25 protein-coding genes are annotated in these 21,895 nt (G+C 36.1%); 2 read left to right on the top strand and 23 right to left on the bottom strand.

The window, feature by feature from the left end; genetic code table 11:
- Positions 1–15: 15 nt before the first annotated feature.
- The 13 genes from hypD to THEXY_RS00580 all read right to left on the bottom strand — a co-directional run bounded on the left by hypD (position 16) and on the right by THEXY_RS00580 (position 11,818).
- A complete protein-coding gene (gene hypD / locus THEXY_RS00640) occupies positions 16–1,068 on the bottom strand; it encodes a hydrogenase formation protein HypD (protein ID WP_013786941.1) in 1,053 nt (350 codons plus the stop codon).
- An 18-nt stretch (positions 1,069–1,086) separates the two neighbouring features.
- Positions 1,087–1,326, bottom strand: a complete 240-nt coding sequence (locus THEXY_RS00635; protein WP_013786940.1) for a HypC/HybG/HupF family hydrogenase formation chaperone — start codon at positions 1,324–1,326, stop codon at positions 1,087–1,089.
- A gap of 2 nt (positions 1,327–1,328) precedes the next feature.
- Positions 1,329–3,575, bottom strand: a complete 2,247-nt coding sequence (gene hypF, locus THEXY_RS00630; protein ID WP_013786939.1) for a carbamoyltransferase HypF — start codon at positions 3,573–3,575, stop codon at positions 1,329–1,331.
- Positions 3,533–4,186, bottom strand: a complete 654-nt coding sequence (gene hypB, locus THEXY_RS00625) for a hydrogenase nickel incorporation protein HypB (RefSeq protein WP_013786938.1) — start codon at positions 4,184–4,186, stop codon at positions 3,533–3,535. Before hypB ends, hypF begins: the two co-directional genes overlap by 43 nt.
- A gap of 15 nt (positions 4,187–4,201) precedes the next feature.
- Positions 4,202–4,543: a hydrogenase maturation nickel metallochaperone HypA gene (hypA, locus tag THEXY_RS00620; RefSeq protein ID WP_013786937.1), complete on the bottom strand. Its 342-nt coding sequence runs from the start codon at positions 4,541–4,543 to the stop codon at positions 4,202–4,204.
- Complete coding sequence (locus THEXY_RS00615) at positions 4,544–4,900, bottom strand: 4Fe-4S binding protein (RefSeq protein ID WP_013786936.1); 357 nt, start codon at positions 4,898–4,900, stop codon at positions 4,544–4,546.
- A 26-nt stretch (positions 4,901–4,926) separates the two neighbouring features.
- Complete coding sequence (locus THEXY_RS00610; protein WP_013786935.1) at positions 4,927–6,009, bottom strand: hydrogenase large subunit; 1,083 nt, start codon at positions 6,007–6,009, stop codon at positions 4,927–4,929.
- Entirely contained in the window at positions 6,002–6,379 is a 378-nt protein-coding gene (locus tag THEXY_RS00605; protein WP_013786934.1) for an NADH-quinone oxidoreductase subunit C, read from the bottom strand. The genes THEXY_RS00610 and THEXY_RS00605 overlap by 8 nt, the downstream gene beginning before the upstream one ends.
- 10 nt (positions 6,380–6,389) lie before the next feature.
- The gene (locus THEXY_RS00600; protein WP_013786933.1) at positions 6,390–6,863 is read right to left on the bottom strand and encodes an NADH-quinone oxidoreductase subunit B family protein; all 474 of its coding nucleotides are present in this window, start codon (positions 6,861–6,863) and stop codon (positions 6,390–6,392) included.
- A gap of 7 nt (positions 6,864–6,870) precedes the next feature.
- Positions 6,871–7,734 carry a respiratory chain complex I subunit 1 family protein gene (locus THEXY_RS00595; RefSeq protein WP_013786932.1) on the bottom strand — a complete coding sequence of 288 codons (864 nt, stop codon included), beginning with the start codon at positions 7,732–7,734 and terminating at the stop codon, positions 6,871–6,873.
- A complete protein-coding gene (locus tag THEXY_RS00590; RefSeq protein ID WP_013786931.1) occupies positions 7,731–9,614 on the bottom strand; it encodes an NADH-quinone oxidoreductase subunit 5 family protein in 1,884 nt (627 codons plus the stop codon). The genes THEXY_RS00595 and THEXY_RS00590 overlap by 4 nt, the downstream gene beginning before the upstream one ends.
- 202 nt (positions 9,615–9,816) lie before the next feature.
- Complete coding sequence (locus THEXY_RS00585; RefSeq protein WP_013786929.1) at positions 9,817–11,301, bottom strand: AAA family ATPase; 1,485 nt, start codon at positions 11,299–11,301, stop codon at positions 9,817–9,819.
- Complete coding sequence (locus tag THEXY_RS00580) at positions 11,294–11,818, bottom strand: hypothetical protein (protein ID WP_013786928.1); 525 nt, start codon at positions 11,816–11,818, stop codon at positions 11,294–11,296. The genes THEXY_RS00585 and THEXY_RS00580 overlap by 8 nt, the downstream gene beginning before the upstream one ends.
- A gap of 189 nt (positions 11,819–12,007) precedes the next feature.
- On the opposite strand from THEXY_RS00580, the gene THEXY_RS00575 reads away from it, so the two are divergent.
- Entirely contained in the window at positions 12,008–12,370 is a 363-nt protein-coding gene (locus tag THEXY_RS00575; RefSeq protein ID WP_013786927.1) for a NifB/NifX family molybdenum-iron cluster-binding protein, read from the top strand.
- 49 nt (positions 12,371–12,419) lie between these two features.
- Here the strand turns inward: THEXY_RS00575 and THEXY_RS00570 are convergent, their stop codons facing one another.
- Positions 12,420–13,478 carry an Mrp/NBP35 family ATP-binding protein gene (locus THEXY_RS00570; protein WP_013786926.1) on the bottom strand — a complete coding sequence of 353 codons (1,059 nt, stop codon included), beginning with the start codon at positions 13,476–13,478 and terminating at the stop codon, positions 12,420–12,422.
- A gap of 235 nt (positions 13,479–13,713) precedes the next feature.
- Here THEXY_RS00570 and THEXY_RS00565 point away from each other — a divergent pair, with 235 nt between their 5' ends.
- A complete protein-coding gene (locus tag THEXY_RS00565) occupies positions 13,714–13,950 on the top strand; it encodes an HPr family phosphocarrier protein (protein ID WP_013786925.1) in 237 nt (78 codons plus the stop codon).
- A gap of 39 nt (positions 13,951–13,989) precedes the next feature.
- Here THEXY_RS00565 and THEXY_RS00560 read toward each other — a convergent pair whose 3' ends face one another.
- From THEXY_RS00560 to THEXY_RS00515, 9 genes are all read right to left on the bottom strand, one after another.
- The gene (locus tag THEXY_RS00560; protein WP_013786924.1) at positions 13,990–15,096 is read right to left on the bottom strand and encodes a hypothetical protein; all 1,107 of its coding nucleotides are present in this window, start codon (positions 15,094–15,096) and stop codon (positions 13,990–13,992) included.
- A 64-nt stretch (positions 15,097–15,160) separates the two neighbouring features.
- Positions 15,161–15,979: a 16S rRNA (adenine(1518)-N(6)/adenine(1519)-N(6))-dimethyltransferase RsmA gene (gene rsmA, locus THEXY_RS00555; RefSeq protein ID WP_041592040.1), complete on the bottom strand. Its 819-nt coding sequence runs from the start codon at positions 15,977–15,979 to the stop codon at positions 15,161–15,163.
- A 49-nt stretch (positions 15,980–16,028) separates the two neighbouring features.
- Entirely contained in the window at positions 16,029–17,036 is a 1,008-nt protein-coding gene (locus THEXY_RS00550) for a resuscitation-promoting factor (protein ID WP_013786922.1), read from the bottom strand.
- 183 nt (positions 17,037–17,219) lie between these two features.
- Positions 17,220–17,501: a hypothetical protein gene (locus tag THEXY_RS00545; protein WP_013786921.1), complete on the bottom strand. Its 282-nt coding sequence runs from the start codon at positions 17,499–17,501 to the stop codon at positions 17,220–17,222.
- A 66-nt stretch (positions 17,502–17,567) separates the two neighbouring features.
- Positions 17,568–18,341: a TatD family hydrolase gene (locus THEXY_RS00540; protein ID WP_013786920.1), complete on the bottom strand. Its 774-nt coding sequence runs from the start codon at positions 18,339–18,341 to the stop codon at positions 17,568–17,570.
- A 337-nt stretch (positions 18,342–18,678) separates the two neighbouring features.
- Positions 18,679–19,614, bottom strand: coding sequence for a DDE transposase family protein (locus THEXY_RS00530; protein ID WP_013786919.1), 936 nt, complete (start codon positions 19,612–19,614; stop codon positions 18,679–18,681).
- A 345-nt stretch (positions 19,615–19,959) separates the two neighbouring features.
- Positions 19,960–20,718, bottom strand: coding sequence for an ABC transporter permease (locus THEXY_RS00525; RefSeq protein ID WP_013786918.1), 759 nt, complete (start codon positions 20,716–20,718; stop codon positions 19,960–19,962).
- Positions 20,718–21,413, bottom strand: coding sequence for an ABC transporter ATP-binding protein (locus tag THEXY_RS00520; protein WP_013786917.1), 696 nt, complete (start codon positions 21,411–21,413; stop codon positions 20,718–20,720). Before THEXY_RS00520 ends, THEXY_RS00525 begins: the two co-directional genes overlap by 1 nt.
- Entirely contained in the window at positions 21,413–21,784 is a 372-nt protein-coding gene (locus THEXY_RS00515; RefSeq protein ID WP_013786916.1) for a GntR family transcriptional regulator, read from the bottom strand. Before THEXY_RS00515 ends, THEXY_RS00520 begins: the two co-directional genes overlap by 1 nt.
- Between the last annotated feature and the right edge of the window lie 111 nt (positions 21,785–21,895).

The following is a 21,895-nucleotide window of genomic DNA, read 5'->3' as shown; positions in this document are numbered from 1 at the left end:
CGTTCCTCCTCGATTTTACTCACCATACTTGTAGTACGCCGCACACGATCCTTCTGATGAAACCATGCATGGCCCAACAGGATTCAAAGGTGTGCAAGCTTTGCCAAACAAGGGGCATTGTTTTGGCGTTATAATCCCTTTCAGCACATCACCGCACCGACAACCCTTTATCTCTGTGCTGCTATTAGGCTTTTTAATGTTAAATTTTTTTTCTGCATCATATTCACTGTACTTTTCACGTATCTTAAGCCCAGACCCTTCTATCATACCAAGACCTCTCCACTCAGCATCGCTTTCTTCAAAGACTTCTTCGATTAAACTTTGTGCATCAGTATTACCTTCCTCTTTTACAACCCTTTTATACTGAATTTCTATCTTAGGATCTCTTAGGTTTTTTAAAATCATTACGACGCTCATCAATATGTCTGATGCTTCAAATCCAGACACAACACCGCCAATCTTGTATTTGTCAACTAAAAAATTATATATAGTACTTCCTGTTATAGCAGCTACATGACCCGGAAGTAGAAATCCCTGAATGTCTGATCCATTTACAACAAGTGCCTCCAATGCCTTTGGCATTGTCTTATGAAGACAATACACACTGTAATTCTTGATTTTTTTTGTGTATGCTTCTTTTATGGTAAGTGCAACAGACGGGATTGTCGTCTCAAATCCTATCCCAATAAAAACTACCTCTTTACTTGGATTTGCTATAGCATAATCCAGCGCATCAAGTGGTGAGTAAAACACCCTGACATTTCTGCCTTTTGCCCTTTCCTCTTGCAGCGAAGAATTGTTACCAGGCACTCTTACCAAATCTCCAAATGTGGCAATAGTCACTCCTTGACTTGCCAAAGATATTGAAGCATCAATCTCATTTTGTGCCGTCACACAGACAGGACATCCTGGCCCCGATATTAGCTTTATATTTGGCGGCAATATCTGCCTTAAGCCGTATTTCGATATAGCCATAGTGTGAGAACCGCAGACTTCCATTATTTTAATAGATTCTCCAATATTATACCTATCTATAAGCTCTTTGGCTGTATTTATAATGCCTTGCATAGAAATACCTTTCCTTTCTTAATTTTGTTTGAAGCTTTCTCTCAAAGCTTCCTCCATTTCTTCCCAAAGCCTTAGATCTTCTTCAGCCGTTTCTTTATCTACAATGCTTATTGCTACACCTGCATGAACCATCACGTAATCTCCAATCTTCACATCAGGTACCATGGATATAGATACCCTTCTTTTTAGTCCGTTTAATTCAGTCTCTGCCACATCTCCCTCGATTTTTACCACCTTTTGTGCGACAGCAATACACATAATCACACCTCCATCCTATAGTTTGCTATGACTGCTTGACCTAAGGAAATACCACCGTCATTGCAAGGTATCTTGCTATTGGAATAAACAAGAAATCCTTCTTTTGATAATCTATCAATGATATTTTCCAATAAATATTTGTTCTGAAAGCTTCCACCGCTTAAAACCACTTTATCTATATTGTACTTTTCGCCAAGTTTCAATGCTACATAAGCAGTAAACTCTACGATGGTATTGTGAAATCTGGCGGATATTATTCCCTTGCTTACTCCTTTTTTATAGTCAGAATAAACTTGCCTTAAAATATCCGATGTATCCACCACATACTGGTCATCACTTGATACTGTGAAGTCATAATACGATTGATCCTTTTCTATGATGCTTTCAAGCTCCATAGCCGCTTGTCCTTCATATATGACAGTGTCTTTAACACCAATCAGTGATGCAACTGCATCAAACAATCTGCCCATGCTGGACACCAATGGTGCGTTTATTTTTTTGTCTATCTGCGCTTTTATGATCTCCAATTCCTTTGCATCAAACCTTTTAAGATAGTCTTTATAAAAATTCATATCTTCATTTATAAAACCTATTGCAGTTCTGTATATCCTTTTTATAGCAAGTTCCCCGCCCGGAAGCGGATTGTACTTTACATGGCCTGCCCTTACGAAGTCTTTTAAATCAGCTATCAAAAATTCAGCTCCCCAAACATTTCCATCCAATCCGTATCCAGTACCGTCGTATGAAAAGCCTATTACTTTGTCTTCTATGCCGTACTCCGCCATACAGCTTACTACGTGTGCATGATGGTGCTGCGTGTATATTACAGGCAAGCCCAGTGTTTTTGCAAACTGCGTCGACAAGTAGCCTTGATGCATGTCACATGCCACAAATTGCGGCTGGACTTTAAAAAGTCTCATGTACTTCTTTATTTCTTCTACATAGTACATGTACGTCTTGCTGCTATCCAGATCTCCTATGTGATGGCTTAGAAATGCGTAATTGCCTTTAGTCAAGCAAAACGTGTTTTTGTAATACCCTCCGACAGCAAGTATCGGTTTAAAGTCCATTTTAAACACCATAGGCTCTGGTGCATATCCTCTTGATCGCCTTATGACTCTTTCACTTTTACCTTTCCAAGATGTAACCGTATCATCGATCCTATTTACAATGTCTCTATCATTTAGAAGGAAACTGTCTGCTATGTCTTTAAGCCTCTTTAATGCTTCGTCGTTGTCTTTGCACAGAGGCTCTTCACTGATATTGCCGCTGGTCATGACAACTGGAAAATCTATATATTTAAACAAAAGATAATGTATTGGGGCGTAAGGAAGCATCACACCCACGCTGTCAAGGCCATCGCTTACACCTTCAAACTCGTATTTCTTTTTAAGAAGAACTATAGGCCTTCTTTGACTATTTAATAGCTCTATTTCTTCAGGGCTTACATGACAATGCCTTTTTACATCTTCTACATCTTTCATCATAAGCGCCAGTGGCTTCCCATACCTGTTTTTCCTATCTCTAAGCCTTAATACAGCCTCATGGGATAATGCATTTACAGCCAGATGAAAGCCGCCTATCCCCTTTATAGCAACGATTTTCCCTTTTCTTAAATCTTCAGCAACCGCCATAATGGGATCAATATTCGTGCTTTCGCCAACATATTTAAGGGACGGTCCGCAATCATAACATGCCACAGGCTGTGCATGAAACCTTCTATCCAACGGATTTTCATACTCATCATTACATAATTTGCACATGGGGAATTTTTTCATGGACGTCTTTGGCCTGTCGTATGGTATATCCTCAATGATGGAAAATCTTGGACCACAGTTTGTGCAATTTATGAACGGGTAGTTATATCTCCTGTTTTTTTCGTCCATCATCTCACTTACGCATTCGTCGCATACACCCATATCAGGAGAAATCGGCACAAATCCCTCATCCGCTTTGCTTGATTTTATGCTAAAACCTTTATATCCTACGACATCACAATCTTCTATGGATATCTCGTCTATCTTCGAAAGCTTTGGAGGATTTTCTTTTAATTCTGATAAAAACGCATCTATGTCATCCTCATAGCCCTCCACATTAATAGAAACACCAGACGATGTGTTGTAAACAATGCCTGACAAACTGTATCTCAACGCCAAATTGTACACAAACGGTCTAAATCCTACACCTTGGACAATCCCTTTAATATTTATTTGCCTTGCACGTATTCGTCGTATTTCTCTTTCAGCCATTTTGCCAGCACCTCAAAGCCTTCTCCCGTCCTTGCTGATACTTCAAAAATCTCAGCTTCATCATTAAGCGTCTTTACACCATCGTAAAAATACTGCTTATTGAAGTCAAAATACGGCAGTAAATCTATCTTATTTATGACGACCGCTTTCGCCTTTGAGAACAAAAGAGGATATTTGTATGGCTTATCATCGCCTTCTGCAACATTTGCCATAGCCAATTTGAAGTCTTCACCAAGTTCAAAATCTGAAGGGCATATTAGATTTCCTATATTCTCTATGAACAATATGCCGCCTTCAAAATCAAGCGTAGACAATGCTTTGTTTATTGAATTTGCATTTAGATGGCAAGCACCTCCTGTATTTATCTGCACCACCGGTATATTCCTTTCGGCCATCTTGCGAGCATCTATATCTGATGCCACATCGCCTTCTATGACACCACAAGGAATATCCATGTTTTCTATAAGCTTCAATATGAAACTTGTTTTGCCTGTACCAGGTGAACCGATTATGTTTACCATCATGATTTTTCTTCCATCTTTTATGCTTTTGTTTTCTTCTGCAATGTTGTTGTTGGCTTCAAGCACATCTTTAATAATCTTAATTTCCATTTATAATAACACTCCTTATTCAACATCTATGCTATCTATATAAAGTTCTTTGCCTTTCTCAATCAAAACACCGCTGCTACCGCAATATGGGCACTTAAAAGTGAAATTGCCTCTATTATAAATCATGCCGCAACTGCGGCATTTAAACTCTGCTTTTACTTTTTTAAAATCAAGTTTAGCACCGTATAATGGCGTTCCTTCGCTTAAAACATCAAAATAAAACTTTATGCTTTCTTCTTCAAACCCGGTTAATTCGCCAAGCACAATGTTTATTTTGGTGACCTTATTGACATTTCTTTTTTTAACTTCATCAGAAACCATGTTTACAATGCTTTCAGTTATTGACAATTCATGCATTTAAGCACCGGCTTTCTCAGAATCATCGTGTTTTTCCAAGTGAATGTTGTACTTTTTGTCTGTGCAGCTTCTGTAATGCACATCAAGCTTTAAACATTTTTTAGGACACTTTTCTACGCATACGCCACACAAGACACATTCAAACGGATTGTACTCCCAAACACTTGTTTTTCTATCAACACTTATGCAGTTTGATGGGCACACTCTCTGGCACATGCCGCAAAAAATGCATTCATCAATGTTGTTTTCCAAATGGCCCCTGTTTATATCAAAGGGTTTTCTCTCTTCAAAGGGATACATTCGAGTCACTGGCTTCTTTGACAGATTAGAAAAAACGTTTTTAAGCATATCTAACATCTCAATAACACCTCTTCCCTGACAGATTATCTTTCCGTACAACTAATGCAAGGATCGATCGTCAGTATGAGTACAGGGACATCTTGCAGATGAGATCCAGGCAGTATTTTCAAAAGAGCCGGTATATTGGCAAAGGTAGGTGTTCTTATGCGAAGCCTATCCAAAAATTTCGTGCCATTTGACTTAATGTAGTACACTACTTCTCCTCTTGACTGCTCAAGCCTTGATATGACTTCACCAGCAGGTGGATTGCCTTTTACAGGAACACTTATTTCCCCTTCAGGCATCTTTCCTAACGCCTGTCTTACAAGGTCAATTGACTGGAATATCTCCCTCATCCTTACCAAATTTCTGGCATAGCTGTCACCGTCTTTTTCCACGATCGGCTCAAAGTCAAGGTATTTATAAGCAGCATAGCCAGTAGTCCTAAGGTCCAAATCTACACCGCTTCCCTTAGCCATAGGTCCAGTTGCACCAAGCTCATACGCTTCTTCTTTCGTCAAGACTCCTATGCCAACAGTCCTTTGCTTTACAGTATAGTTATTCATGACAACATCGTTAATGTCCTTAAGCTGCCTCTCAACTTCATCTAATTCCTTTAAAATCCACTTAGCTTGTTCGCTATTTATGTCTTTTCTAACTCCGCCTACGATATTGACTGAAATTATAACTCTGTTGCCTGATGTAGCTTCCAGTATGTCCATTATCTTCTCGCGAATCTTCCACGTCTGCATAAAGAGATTTTCAAAGCCAAATGCATCAGCAAAAAGTCCAAGCCATAAAAGATGGCTGTGTATCCTGTGAAGTTCTGCCCAAATAGTCCTTAAATATTCAGCTCTTACAGGAACCTGAACACCCATCAGTTCCTCTATCGCTTCACAATAATCCTCCCCATGCATACAACTGCATATACCACATACCCTCTCTACGACGTAAACCATCTGATTAAAGTCTTTCTTCTGCGCTAAAGTCTCTAATCCCCTGTGTACAAAGCCAAAAGCAGGATATGCTTCTACTACCTTTTCATCCTCTACAACAAGTTTTAAGTGAATCGGCTCAGGTAAAACAGGGTGCTGTGGCCCAAACGGAATCGTACTTTTATCACTCATTCTTACCACCCTTTTCTCTTCTTATAATCTCTATGTCTGCTTGTGGACTTATAGGTGAGCTTTCGCCCAACATAAAGTTTCCTCCAAAGTCAACCGCAAGACCGTCAAACTCAACTCCAAAAAGCTCTTTTATCTCATTCTCTACTGCCAACGCACATGAATAAATATCTGAAACGCTGGGCACATTTTTCCCATCAGTTATGATGTGGATGTTTTCTAAATCATAACCTATGGCAAATGTGTATATGATTTTAAACTTGTCTTCTAAATTAAGGCACGTTTCTGTGACAAATCTATATCCACCATCGTGATATTTCTTCACTTCACTTTTTAGATTGCCAATCTCTACTTCTCTGCTATTTACGATCATAAAATCACTCCTAACCTAAGCTTTTAGCCGAAACTATTACTTCCTTGCGGGAATACTTCTCCTTTAATATTTGCGCCGCCTTGTAAAGGCCATCTATCATGGCCTCAGGCTTAGCCGGACATCCAGGAACATATACATCAACAGGAATCACCTTGTCTATACCGCCTAACACATTGTAGCAGTCTCTAAATATGCCTCCGCTACATGCACAAATTCCGGCTGCCACAACTACTTTTGGATCAGGCATCATATCATAGACATTTTTCAGTACATCTTTATTTTTTTCATTTACAGTGCCCGTTACTATTAAAATGTCAGCATGTTTTGGGTTTCCCACATTTACCATTCCAAATCTTTCCATGTCATATATAGGGGTCATACATGCCAAAACCTCTATATCACATCCATTGCAACTTCCACAATCGTAATGGACTACCCATGGTGATTTTGAGAAGGACTTTTTTACAAATTCTTTTAAACCCATAAATTTATCACCTCGATACATTGCTAAAGTACAGGTAAGCAATATTTAAGACTGTAAAACTTATACCCACAATCCAGCTAAAGCTAAGCATCCACTTAAGCGTCATCCTTGCAGATATATTATCTATAATTATATCTAAAAAGAATACAAAAAGCGATATCAAAGCACCTATTACAAGATTTTGTGACCAGAAAATTGCCAACATTGCTAAAAGCAGCACTAACTCATACCAATCAGCTATTTCTATTAAAGCCAGATACGGCCCTGCGTAATCTGTGAGAATCCCTCTTACAAGCTCCTGATGAGCATGTTCAGATGTGGAAAAATCAAATGGAGATTTCTTTATTTTTATGTCCAGTACAAGGCTTAAAACCACAAAAATAAGCGGCAAATCAAGAAGAAGCCTTCCATGTGACATTATATCGTGTAAATTAAAGCTTCCAGCTACATAGTACATACCAATAAGCACAAATATAAGTAGAGGTTCATATGCCAACATCTGCATAAGTTCTCTCTGAGCTCCTACTTGGCTGTACGGAGACCTTGTAGCCAATGCCCCTATTACATAGAAGACAAGCCCTATAGACATTATAAAAATTATCATAAGAAGGTCAGCTTTTATTGCAAAGAAGCCGACACTTAGTATAGCTGATAGCAAGTATATATACGCTGCGAATATCTGAAAGTCATTTACTATCATCTTCTCTTTAGAAAGCAATTTTACGACATCGTAAAAAGGTTGCAACACAGGCGGACCATATCTACCTTGAATAAGGGCTGTGACTTTTCTGTCTAATCCGGTTATAAATCCGCCTATAAGCGGAGTCAAAATGACCGCCGCCGCAAAAACCAAATAATCTACCCACGTCATAGCAATATCCCTCCGAAAACCGCCAGTATCAAAATAAATGAGATGTAGTTCATGTACTTCGTCAACTTCTCTTCATTTATTATGCTTGGAAGATAATAATTTTTTACATCATAGCCGTTGTTTGAATCATCATAATTAAGTCCAGCTTCGTACGGCTTTGTCTCTACTATGTCACGTGAATTCCTTATTGTCAAGAATGCCAAGATGACAGCTAAGCCTATAGCGAAAAACACTGGATATATGGAAAAACCGCCAAGATTGCTTTCAAGGTATCCTGATGCAGCTTTTACGGAAATAGACATCTTAAGCATGTTTATTTCAGGCTTTACAATTGCATTAAAAAGCTGCGTCACAGCCAAGCTCAATACAATCGCTATCGTAACTAAACTGTATAAAGCAAACTTTATTGTTGACGGCTGCTTTTCTACGAAAAATTTGCTGTTATGCCCTTCTGACAAGATATTGCCTATCCACCTGGTGTAGTACATGACTGTTATAGCGCTACCTAATATCAAAAGCAGTGCGACAAGTAGATTTCTCGATGCCGCTTCTATTGCCATCCATTTGCTTAAAAGCATGCCAAACGGTGCAATCATCAACGACAAAATGCCTATAAAAGTTATGATTGTTGTAACAGGCATTTTTGTAATAAGCCCTTTCATGTCCTCGATGTCGCGGCTGCCGATATTTTGTTCAATTGTGCCAACGCACAGGAACAAAAGAGCCTTTGACACTGCATGGAATATTAAAAGCAAAATTGCCGCTGTTATAGCGCTGGAAGTATTGATACCTATGCTGGATATCATCAATCCTAAATTGGCAATTGTGGAATACGCAAGTATTTTCTTTCCATTGCTTTGACTTAAAGCTAATATAGACGTAGCAATAAATGTGAAAGCACCATACAGTGCTATAAATCCACTTAACGTCGTCCCCCTAAATGTAGGAGCTAATCTCAAGATAAGGTATATAGCAGCTTTCACCATCGTGCTTGAGTGCAAAAGTGCCGATACCGGTGTCGGTGCCACCATAGCACCTAAAAGCCAACTTTGGAACGGCATCTGAGCAGACTTTGTAAATGCACCCAATACCATAAAAGCCACAGGTATCAATAAAATATACGATGTATCAGATTTCAAAACAGCATCTAATGTTATCATGCCAGTATATTTGTATAGAATTATGATTCCAACCAATAGTGAAAATCCACCAAACATGTTAATCCACAAGGCTCTTGATGCATTTTTGATTGCCACTTCTGTCTTATCGTGGGAAATAAGCAGGAAAGATGACAGAGAAGTTATCTCCCAGAAGAAATACAGCCACATCAGATTATTGGAGAATATTATGCCATTCATTGCTCCAAAGAACAAGAGTATGACTGCAAAAAATCTCGATTGCCTTGATTTAACTAATTTCTCTTCTTTTTCATGATGATCCATGTAGCCAAAAGCGTACAAAGCTATTATAGGTCCTACTATCGAAACAACCAAATTCATTATTATTGAAAGATTGTCGATGTAAAATGCACTTACTTCTTGCTCTTTTAGTACAAACAGTTCAAAATACGCAAGAGGCAATATCTGCAATATTGAAAAAATCGCTATCTTAGGCTCTTTAACCTTAAATGATACATAAAGGGTATAAAGCAAAAGTACATAATCACCAACTTTTATCAATTTATCGATGATTCCATAATACGATGTTCCAATCACCGCCGGTAAATTGACAGTTTTAAAAATTGCCAATGAACTTAAAAATACTATAAGCAGTGTAGCCAAAACAAATACCTTTCTCGCTGAAGCCTTACCAATTGTAATTGTTATCAAGCTCATTACAATTGGAACAATAATGCTTATTAAAACCAGATCACTTGCCATTTTTTCACTCCTTCTTTATTTCATTTAATGAATATTATATATTGTATACATTTTTAAATACCCATTTTGATTATAAATCTAATTGCATAATAAGTCAATTGTATTTAATATTAATTAATTTTGTTTATTATTTAACAATATTTCAATGTTTTTTTGCAATTTATCCCACAAAAATAGCAGAGGAATAATCTCCTCTGCTATATCAGCATGCTTTTTGTGCAGTTTCTCCATTCAATATCCTTCTTAAATACTCACCAGATATCGTTTCTTCTTTAACTAATATACTTGATATTTCGTTTAACACATCTATTTTGTCCTTCAAAAGCTCTTTCACCTTTTCTTCCTGCTCCTTTATTATTTTATTTACTTCCTCATTTACCTTATCTCCTGATATGTCGTCTTTACTGATGATGCCCAAGCTTGAAAGCCCTGTATAAACTATTTTCTTTGCGATGTCCACTGCCTGCTCAAAATCGTTGGCAGAACCTGTACTTCTGCTGTTTAGAACGAGAAGCTCCGCAGCCGTTCCACCAAGTGCCACCATTATTTCGTGCTCCAACTGTTCTTTCGTGTATATAAACGTATCGTCTTTCTCAGTCTGCCTTACAAAGCCTAAAGCCTTACCTCTTGGCACTATCGTTACAGTAGCCACAGAATTAGGATTGACCAGTTCTCCGATTATTGCATGTCCTGCCTCATGTATCGATACTCTTAGTATCTCATCTTCTGTAGGCTTTTTGTCTGTCTTTTCGCCAAGTATGACTTTGTCAACCGCTTCCTGCAAATGCTTTTGCATTATCTTAGATGAACCATCCCTCATGGCCAATATAGCCGCTTCGTTGCACAAGCTTTCCAGATGAGCTCCCGAAAAGCCAAAGGTATCTTCTGCAATTGCCTCTAAATTCACATTTTCATCTAAAAGCTTGTTTCTTGTATGAATCTTCAATATCTGCAGTCTACCGCTTTTGTCAGGAAGGTCTACTGTCACCTGTCTGTCAAACCTTCCCGGCCTTAATAGTGCGGGATCTAACATATCAGGCCTATTTGTAGCCGCCACTACAAGAATATTTATATCATTATCGCTTTTTATGCCATCCATCTCAACAAGAAGCTGGTTTAGTGTCTGATCGTACTCATGGTGACTTTCGTTTGTACCTCTTTTTGCCCCAAGTATGTCTATTTCATCTATAAAAATTATCGCGCTATTTTTTTGTTCCTTTTTCGCCAATGCTTTTGCTGATTCAAAAAGCTTTCTGACCCTCTGTGCACCGACACCTGCGTACATCTCTATAAATTCACTGCCAGATGTAGCTACATAGCTAGAGTCAGTATACTTAGCAGCAGCTTTGGCAAGGAGTGTTTTGCCTGTTCCTGGAGGTCCACTTAAAAGTATTCCTTTAAGTGGCCTTATGCCCATTTTTCTAATTTTATCCCTATTTATTACAAAATCCAATGCTTCCTTTAACTCTGATATAGCTGTGTTTTGACCGCCTATGTCATCAAAAGACACGCTTGTGTCAGGGTTTACTACTTTTCCTGACGAGCTTATAAGCCCTCTGCTTTCTAACAAGAAGCTTAAAGCAAAAATCATCATTCCTACTATCACAATAGGAGTTATATCGATGCCCAATATAGCAGCAAAAATCACTAAAGCAATTGAAATACCGATGAGTATTTCTTTAACCATCTGTTACATCCCCCTTTGTATTGCGCGGTATAATCTTGTACAAATAATTTTGACCATCATATATACTTAAATATATATTGCTTTCATCAATATAAACATTGGTCTTCGCACCTTTTTCAATGCCATTTTTGTCAATAATCTTGCTCATATCTATATAATCGCCATTTTGAATGGCCTGATATATGGCAAACTGATCCTCGTAAAATAGATTGTCTAATTTGTCATTAGAATTGTCACCTATCTTTATATCAATTTTAACCGGATATTTCTCAACTATTTTTTCAATATCCTTATACGCTGTCATAAGGTTGTCTACCTTTTTAAGCTTGATACTTGCCGTATAGCCGCTGTTTCCAATGCTTACATCTGCAGATTGAACATTATTGGAAGACTTTATGTCATTGGCTATCTTCTCCGGCAATATGCGGTTCTGATATAAATTAAATCCTCCTAAAAGCACACCCAACGCCAACGTCACCGTTATTATGACTACCTGCCATTTTAATTTTGAAAACATAATATACCCCCTCTCCGGCGACATGATATATCATATTATATCATAAAATATATACTCAGACAACACCATAGTATCTCATTTGACTTCCACAATTCATAAAACTATAATTAACTTAATAATATATAATTATATTACAACTTCTATTCAAAACTTAATGTTTAAAATTTACAGATACAGGAGTGAACGATCGTGAGGATAGCAGCTACAGTGACAAAAGAAGGGTTAATTTCCAAATTGCCAGATGGTCCTTATATAGTCATATATGATAAAGAGAAAAAAGATGCAGAGAAATACGAAAATCCAGGTTTTCCTCTAAAAGACGGAAGGCGAATCGCTACAGTTAATTTTCTCATAGAAAAAAACGTCGATCATGTCATCACAATACCCGAATCATTCTGCGACATATCGTATGGTAAAGCTAAAAATATCGGCATCAAATTCATAAGACTTGATGAAAGTTTGCCATTTGAAAAAGTCATCGAAAATCTTGAAACTTATTTAAATAGCGCAGCGTATGATATACCAGAACAAGAACTATTTAAGAAAAAATAAAAAATTTATAGGAGGCATTGGTAATTTCGATGCCTCCTTTTTAAATAAATTATAAGCTAATAGGCTTTACTTTTTCTGACACTTTTTTAGCCAGTTCTAAATAGTATTTTGCTTGTGGCTCGTTTATAAAAGATATAGGTAAGCCAATATCGCTTTTTTCGCGTATCTTTATGTCAATAGGAATCTTCACAAGAACTTCTGTATTAAGCTCTTTTGCAAGTCTGTCTGTTTCGCCTTCTCCAAATATATTGTACTTTTTATGGCAATCAGGGCACTCAAAGTACGACATATTTTCAGCTATTCCTATAAGCTCTATATTTACCTTCTGAGCCATATATGCAATCCTTCCTGCCACATGTGAAGCAGATGCTTGTGGGGTCGTAACAAGCAAAAATTTCTGCTCAGGTACTTTCTGCATTATTGTAAGAGGTACATCCCCAGTGCCTGGTGGCAAGTCAATTATCATATAGTCAAGTTCTCCCCAGTAAACATCATTCATAAACTGCTCAAGGACGCCTCCTAAAAGCGGCCCTCTCCATATAAGCGGCGTATCTTCATCAGCGAAATTGCCCATTGAAATGACCTTAATGCCGTACTTCTCTATCGGCAGTATCGTGTTTTCATCTAATGCATAGGGCCTTTCGCCAACTATGCCTAATAAGCGAGGTATGCTGAAACCTAAAACATCAGCATCAATTAAGCCAACTTTGTAGCCTAACTTTCCTAAAGCAACAGCAAGATTTGCAGAAACCGTAGACTTGCCAACGCCGCCTTTGCCGCTTCCAATCGCGATAACACGGGTCTTTTCGAATACAGGCACTTTCCCTTGATTCATGCTATTTGCAAGCTTTTGCCTTTCTTCTTCTGTCATGGCTCCCATGTTGACGACCACATCATCAACACCATCTAAGCTTTTAAGCTTATTTATGACATCTTCCTTTATGGTGTTTTGAAGCGGGCAGCCTTTGATCGTCAATTTTATGTCAACTGTGACTGTGCTGCCATCTATATTGATATTATCAACCATATTAAGGTCGACGATGCTTCTTCCTATTTCAGGATCAAAAACATCTTTTAGTACATTTAAAATTTGTTCTTTTGTAATCAACTGTATACCCCCTAATGGTATTTTATTTTTTAACACTTAATATTATAATATACAATCCCAATAAATAGAATACCTATGAAACAAAATTTTTATCATATGTCATATTTAAAATTCATCTTAATGTGGTGAAAACAATTACCAAATTAACGATGAAATTTTTGTTAAATCGGTTGATTGAATAAAATTAGCTCTTAATATATTATTAAAATAAATACAAGTAAGGGGGGATAAGTGTATGAAGGAGTTTCAAATTTCTTTAAATTCAATTGATAAGGTCAAAAATTTTGTAGAGAAGATGTCAAAATACCCTTTTGATATTGACATTGTATCAGGTCGCTATGTCATAGACGCAAAGTCCATAATGGGGATTTTCAGTCTAAACCTCGAAAACTTGCTTACGGTTATACCACACACAGACGATGAAGAAGCACTATCTAAGTTTTCCGATGACATAAAAGAATACATGAAGTAAAAATAAATTTAAAAGCGTAGACTATCTACGCTTTCACTTTTATATTATTGGCGGCGGTGTAGAGCCTTTTGGTATCGCTATTTGTCCCGTCATTGCATCAATGTGCATCAACCAGTACCCCATATCACCAGCACTTCTCATATTTTCCTTTAACGGACACCAATACACAAATCCTGTCATGCCTCCAAAAGGTTGATCAGAAAGTGTAAATAACCCTGGCATACCGTAGACGATGTATTTAAGCTTTCCATTTTCGTCATTTACAAATCCTACTAAATAATGATCGTAGAAGCCATTCCTATATCCCGTATTTATCCTCCACCATCTGTAACCTTCCAGATTATTTTCAAATGGATGAACTTCATCAAGGTAATTCACAATATTATTTACATACTCTTTTAAATATTTTACATAACCGCTGTTTTCCTGTTCATAAACATCGCTTTTAGTTATTGTATCATCGCTTTGATGCTCCGGTTGAACGCTTGTATTCCCTTCATCATCTGAATTAACATCACCCGTCTCCTCTATATTGTCAATTTGTCCATTTTCCACATCTTTTTCAGGCTCAACTTGAATTTCCACTTCTTCTTCGTGGTATTCCTCGTCATTGTACTGTTGCAATGTTGTGTAGCTATCTACACTTTCTTTTTGACTTTCACCTAAATCCTCAATAAAATGAATCTCGCTTTTATCTTTTTCAATATTCTCTATGTTTTTCATAAGCTTCTTATAAGTGGCTTTCCAGTTAAATCTGGACTTGTCTATGACGCCAGACAATGGAATCAGCCTCTGTTGTCCATTATCTGCTTCTACTAATGCTACAGCAAGATCATCAAACTTCACACCCTTATCAAGCACATCGTCTGTATTAAAAGACCATTCTGCACCGCCTCTGCCTTTGTCGTCTACCCTTATTGCCCCAAACTCAACTAATTTAGGGCTCTCTCCGATTTTTAAAAATTTTACCGTGTAAGAATAATTAGGATCGAGATTTTGAAGTGATGCTGTAATTCGGCCCCTTCCGTTCATAGTTTCTATTTTAAGGTACCCTGATATTTCCTTGTCCTTTAAAAGCGACGCTCCCCTCTCGTCAGGTTCCAGCATTATATACATGCGCTTATAAATATCCTTCCTTAAAGGCATTTTATATCCCCCTTATTTCAAATATATTTTAGCAATATATATTATGAAACAGGGGGATTTAATATTACATCTTCATATCATAAATGGTGTTTGCAAGCTCAGCAAACTTTTCTATTGAAAGAGTCTCTCCTCTTTGTTTTAAGTCTATGCCACATTTTGTCAAGGCATCTGCAATTATTGATTGATCAATGCTAAGGGATTTTAAAGAATTTGTTATTACTTTTCTTCTCTGTCCAAATGATGATTTTACTATTCTAAAAAAAAGTTTTTCGTCTTTCACAAATACAGATGGCTTATCAAGGACATGTAATTTTATAAGCGATGAACTTACTTTTGGCTTAGGTGAAAATACTTCCGGAGGAAGATTTAACAGTATCTCCGGCTTTGAGTAATAGTTTACTGCTACTGTCAATACGCCATAATCTTTGCCACCTGGCTTTGCACATATCCTCTCCGCCACCTCTTTCTGCACCATTATAGTTATGTCTTTCATCAAGCGGGACTCTAAAAGTTTCATTATTATAGGTGATGTTATGTAATAAGGCAGGTTTGCAACGACTTTACACTTTTCCCCTCCAAAATACGCATCTACGGTTTCTCTTAAATCAACTTTCATTATATCGTCATTTAATACGATTAGATTATCACGTCCTTTAAAATCTGCCTTAAGTATTTCATAAGCTTCTTTGTCTATCTCATAAGACACTACCATATTAGCCTTCTCTAATATTTTTCTGGTCAAAGTACCTAAACCTGCGCCTATTTCTATCACATTATCATTTTTTGTTATGCCTGATAAATCAACTATTTTTGATAGTATGCCTTCATCAAAAATAAAGTTTTGTCCAAGTCTTTTCTTTGTATTGAATCCTTTTACTTTCATCATCATCCAACCTCGCTTTTTTTCAAAAAACAAGACAGGTTAAACCTGTCTACTTAAGTATATAAACTCTAACAGTTCGTCTTCCCCAATTACACGCTTCTCTATACGATGTAAAGAACAAATCGATGATATTGCCTTTTATCGCTTCCCCAATATCTGCTGCAACCCCAGGACCATACCCCTCAACATAAAGTCTTGTACCTAAAGGTATTACTCTCGGGTCAACCGCAATGATACCACGCCCGACTGTAGCACCAGAATACGTTAGGGATCCAGGCGGTGCATCATACCCTGTCGCATCCATTATTTTCATCTCTCTATATCTGTAGGTTTCTCCCCTTGACGTAGTCAAAAGCCCCAATGTGCCTACCTGCACTATCTTTGTTATGGGATTTTGTACTACGACATCTTTTATAACTTGCCTTGATACTTCTTTCCCATCTTCATATGTAATTTTTATCGTCTTTTCTCGCTTTCCGTTTTGACCTTCTTGCACAACTAAAGTCTGACCTCTTATCATATTGTCATTTTGGATTGTTTGAACGTTAAAAGCTATATCTTCATCTTGAGTTATTACTTTTTCATTTACTCTGGTAATTGTGACATTCATTCCACTATATGTTTTGCTATCTAAAGGAGTGCTAATTTTATCGATGGGACTTAGTATGATTTTTCCTTGAGCTAATACATCTTTTAATGTTGGTTTTACTGTGTATATTGTAATATCTTTTCCATCAACGTGAATTACCATGGGGTAGGCTCTTTTAATGCTAACTTTCATTCCATTTTTCAGCTTCGAATCTATCGATGGTGTAACTTCGTCTTCTTTTCTAAGCTTTATATTTTTCTCCGCCAATAAGTCTTTTACACTGCTTTTAAAAGTGGTCACAGCAACTGTTTTTCCGTTATCTGTGATTGTCACCTGTTTTTTCAAGTTAACGTATACAGTTGTACCTACTAACAAAATGACCAATGCAGCCAATATCAGAATTCCAACCGGTTTTTTGATAAGCTCAGTAAATGCACCCGGCCAAATTCTTCGGTTGCTTGCATCCATTACATAACCTCCTCATTTTTATTGGGAAGACTTTTTATAATTTTAATATAACATATTATTTTTGTCAAATTCATTTCATAATATTTATCTCCACTTCCATAATAAGTTATCACTTATATTATCTACTACATTATTATATTATATACATGAAAATATTATGTTTCTTTTAAAAGAAATACGCCCTTACGGGCGCATCATCTGCATCATTTGTGTCATTATCATGTATGCCATTGAAACATGATTGTAAGCATCCATAAACATTCTCATATGCTCAGGAGGGCACTGCATTGGTGGCATCATTCCCGGCATTCCTGGCATTGGATAAGGCATTGGTCCCATTGGTGACTCGGAAGGGCACGGCATCGTAGGCATACCGCCCATTGGCGGTTGCATAGGACCCAAATACGGTTCTGGATTTACAGGTGGAACATTCATGGGATTTTCATTTACATTTTCTCTATCCATCTTTCAATTTTCCTCCTTTTTTGAAATATCCATTTCAATACAGTATATGTTCCACCTTTTAAATTGCTATAAATTACTTGGACTTATTTTAAATAGCTCTAAGGCGTTAGATGCTGTTATATCACAAACCTCATCAAATGTCATATTCTTTATTTCAGCAATCTTTTGTGCCACGTATTTTACATTAGTAGGCTCATTTCTTTTACCTCTATAAGGCATAGGTGTCAAATATGGGCTATCTGTCTCAATAAGCAATTTTTCTATTGGTATTTTCATAGCCACATCAACAGCCCTTTTTGCATTTTTAAATGTAACTGGTCCTCCTAATGAAATGTAGAAGTTCATCTCAATCAACTGAAATGCCATCTCGCTGCTACCAGAATAGCTGTGAAAAGCCCCTCTTAAACTGCTTGTCCATTCTTTTTTAACAATATCAAGCACATCGCCATGTGCATCCCTGTCGTGGATTACAATAGGCAAATTATATTTCTTTGCAAGCCTTATCTGTTCTATGAAGCACTGCTTTTGGTATTCAACTGGCGGATCGCCGTAATAATAGTCAAGTCCTATCTCTCCTATAGCAACAACTTTTTCTTGTGATAACAATTCCTCAATAACACCAATGTCGTTTATTTCTTTTTGCGAATACTCAGGGTGAATTCCAATGGCGGCATATATAAAATCGTTACTTTTAGCAAGCTCAATCGATTTTTTTGATGCCTCAATGCTGGATCCTACATTTATCAATAATGTAAGCTCATCTTTACATCTTTTTATAACATTTTCCCTATCTTCATCATACTTTTCATCTTCCAGGTGTGCATGTGAATCTATAATCATAAAATCAACTCCTAATCAACGATATAATCTGCAACGTCCTTTTTATTTTAACACATTTTATCAACGGAAAAATAATAATAATCTTATAAAAAAGAGATTTCACATCAAAATTCCAGTAAAAAATTTGTTTTTACAAGAATTTTTATATTTTACATCCAGTTGAATATATGGTAATAACAAATTCCTTGGATGCCCAAAATAGTTACACCTTCCCATTACCCCATGAATTTTAATAATGAATTTGCAGTTTTATTTTTAAGTTACATCTTCACAAACAGTGGGTTACTCCATCCAGTTTCTATTATAAATATCTCATCTTTTATATCTTCAATAATATCTATTTGAAGCATATGCTTTTCCCTAAAATTGAGCTATGTATCTCCTCTATAAATTTTATAAACCTTACTTCTATGTCGGAATTAGGCATTTGAAAATTGTCTTCGTCCCAGGCCTTTATTTTAATATAATTGTTACTTTTTTTCTTAAAAGTCCATTCTTTATCTGCTTCTCGACACTTGAATAAACCAAGTACATCCTTAACTATATTAAGTCTTTCATCTTTAACCCTTACTACTGCATCCATCCCTATTGATAATACTTCTTTAATCCAAGTAGATTTGCAATATAATGCATCAGCTACTATAATGTCTGCAAAATGATGAAATTCTTTATGCAATTTTCTAATTAGACGCTTGCCTGCTGTGATTTCTCCTTCGTCTTTATCTGAAGCATCTCTTTTTGGTTCAAGCATTTCCTGACCTATGATAAGATGTGGATCAGAACCTACAGTTGCACATATTACTGACCTATGAAAGTAATGAGTAATCCCGTCCTTTTGGACTCGTGTAAGACAATTATCACAGCACTTATTAGTGCTTTCAAATAACTCTACACCATCTATTGCAACAACTTTTAGTCCATCTATAGTTCCTTTTCTAAAAACCTTATTTTTTGTACTTGTCTTGATTATACTATTATTAAGTTCATTTAAGCCATCTAAATCAAAATTACTTAAAACACGCCTAATAGTGTCAATACGAGGAATTTTAGTCTTTTTAGGTAATACTTTTTTAAATTTACCTTTTTTAAGCCAATGTTCCAACCTATTAAAACTCCTTATTTGAAGCATAAATCCAAATAATACTACAAAGGTAACTGTTGAAATTTTTACTGAAGATTTTGCTCTTTTATCTTTTAGGGTATTGATTTTTTCTCCAAGATGGTATATCTTAGAGAAGTAAATAAGCATTTGTTTTAAATAACTTTTGTTCATTTTATCAGCATCCTTTCTATTTAGGTTTTCGCAAAACATATTATAGAAAGGATGCTTTTATTTTGCAAATTTTTTTCTTTCAATTCCCAGTAAAAAACGGAAAATCACATATTTCTAGCTGCTCTTAGTTAAATTATATAAATCAACGTGTTTATCACTCTATAAATTTTTAAATGCGAAATCTCTGACTATTTACTTCGTTTTTTTACGTTACAACAAAATCGTAGGCTTTCTTCAAAACCTACGATCTTATCTACAATTTGATGGGACTTTTTCAGTGCCCTCGGAATCACCCCGCCTTCTTTTTATTTTACCTTCGCACCGCTACCCGAATAGACATCCTTTTTATAGATCTATTTTTTTGTCAATAAGATACGATGTCAGAGTGAATAAACCTATATATACAAGTGTTTGGAAAACAAAGCTTGCTACATTTATCGGGAAAACCGCAAAAGACAAAGCAAAATTATCGCTTCTTTGTGCAATTCCTGAAAATAGATTTATATTTAAATTGTATGGAAATAAATTAATGAGAAGACCATTAATTTTACCGATTACATAGAAAATAATCAGAAATAGAACTATTGACAAAACTTTACCAGATTTTTTGTTATAAAACGCTATCTTGCTGATTGTGATAGAAAAATACGACAAAATCAATAAAGCAATAAAACTCAATAAAGTAGATATAAATATATAAAGTATAAAAATTTTATGTTGAAGTACTGCATCTATAAACACTTTAGCTTCATTCACATATAATAGATTTATAAATGCCATCACTCCAGATACTGTTATAAACAATGTGAATTCAATGATCGATATAATTAGCTTTGAAAAAGCTATGTCAAAACCTCTTTGTGGCAGTGTAAACAAAAGATATCCTGTATTGCCGTACATATCTCTCTGATACAACATCACTCCTGATATAAGCACGGCTACAAAGCAGGCAAATCCAGCCATAAAAGATACAACGAGTGGCAAGCCATGTGACCATGTATTATTTTTTGCTATAAAGTATATATTCAATAAAATCAAGGCAGCCAAAAATCCAAGATAATATTTATACCTTCCTAAAAACTCATACTTTATTAGTTTAATCATTATTCATACACCTCCCTGAAGATTTCATCAATAGATTTATTTCTTTCCATCCTTAATTCTTCGGCATTTCCTTTTAAAATAATTTCACCATCTGAGATAAATGCCACATCGTCAAAAAGCCTTTCAATATCTCTTACAAGGTGTGTAGATATAATCATTGAACTATCTTCGCGGATATTATCAATTATTGCGTCAATTATCTTTTCCCTTGTATTAGGATCTATTCCCCCAAGTGGTTCATCAAAAATATATAGTTTCGCATTTCTTGAAAGCACAAGTGTGAGATGCAATTTTTCAAGCATTCCTTTTGAAAGTGACGTTACTTTATCATTTTCATTCAGCATCATAAAATCCAGCAATCTTTTTGACTTTTCAATGTCAAAATCTGCGTAAAAATCTTTGAAGAAATTTATCGCATCTCTAATCTTCATCCATCTATAAAGATAATTTATATCAGGTAGATACGATACAATTGATTTTGTATAGATACCTGGTTCCTGACCGTCAATTAATATTTCACCAGATGTGGGCCTTAATATGCCTGCTGCAATCTTTATAAATGTCGTTTTTCCACTGCCGTTAGGACCTAAAAGGCCTAATATTTTACCTTCTTCCAACTCAATATTAATTCCTTTTAATGCCTTTTTGCTGTAATAATTTTTAGTAAGGTTTGCCGTTTTTAAAATTAACCCCATCAGTTGACCTCCTCTTTAAGATATTCCTTAATAATTTCGAGTATTTCATTTGAATTGAATCCTAAGCTTCTCATCCCTGTTACAAATGACTCAACTATCTCTTTCGCCATTTCTCTTTTTAATGATGCAAGCTTTTCGGTATTTTCGGTTATAAATGTTCCCATGCCTCTTTGTGTATATGTGACGTTTTCCCTTTCAAGTTCTTGATAAGCTCTTTGAACAGTATTTGGATTCACTTTAAGGCTTTCGGCCATCTCTCTTACAGAAGGCAATTTATCTCCTCCATTTAATTTTTTTGTGACTATGTCCCTCTTTATCATATCCATAATCTGGATATAAATAGGCATTTTTTCATTGAATTCGACTTTCATGTTTCACCTCCATCATATTATCATAGTGCACTAATTACATAGTACACTATGATAGCAAAAATGTCAATTTTTTTAAAAATTTATTGTAAGGTAAAAAGCACATAAAAAAAT

Source organism: Thermoanaerobacterium xylanolyticum LX-11 (assembly GCF_000189775.2).
Taxonomy (GTDB): domain Bacteria; phylum Bacillota; class Thermoanaerobacteria; order Thermoanaerobacterales; family Thermoanaerobacteraceae; genus Thermoanaerobacterium; species Thermoanaerobacterium thermosulfurigenes.
The sequence above is the reverse complement of the archived record's forward strand: the minus strand, read 5'-3'. Positions and strand labels throughout refer to the sequence as shown.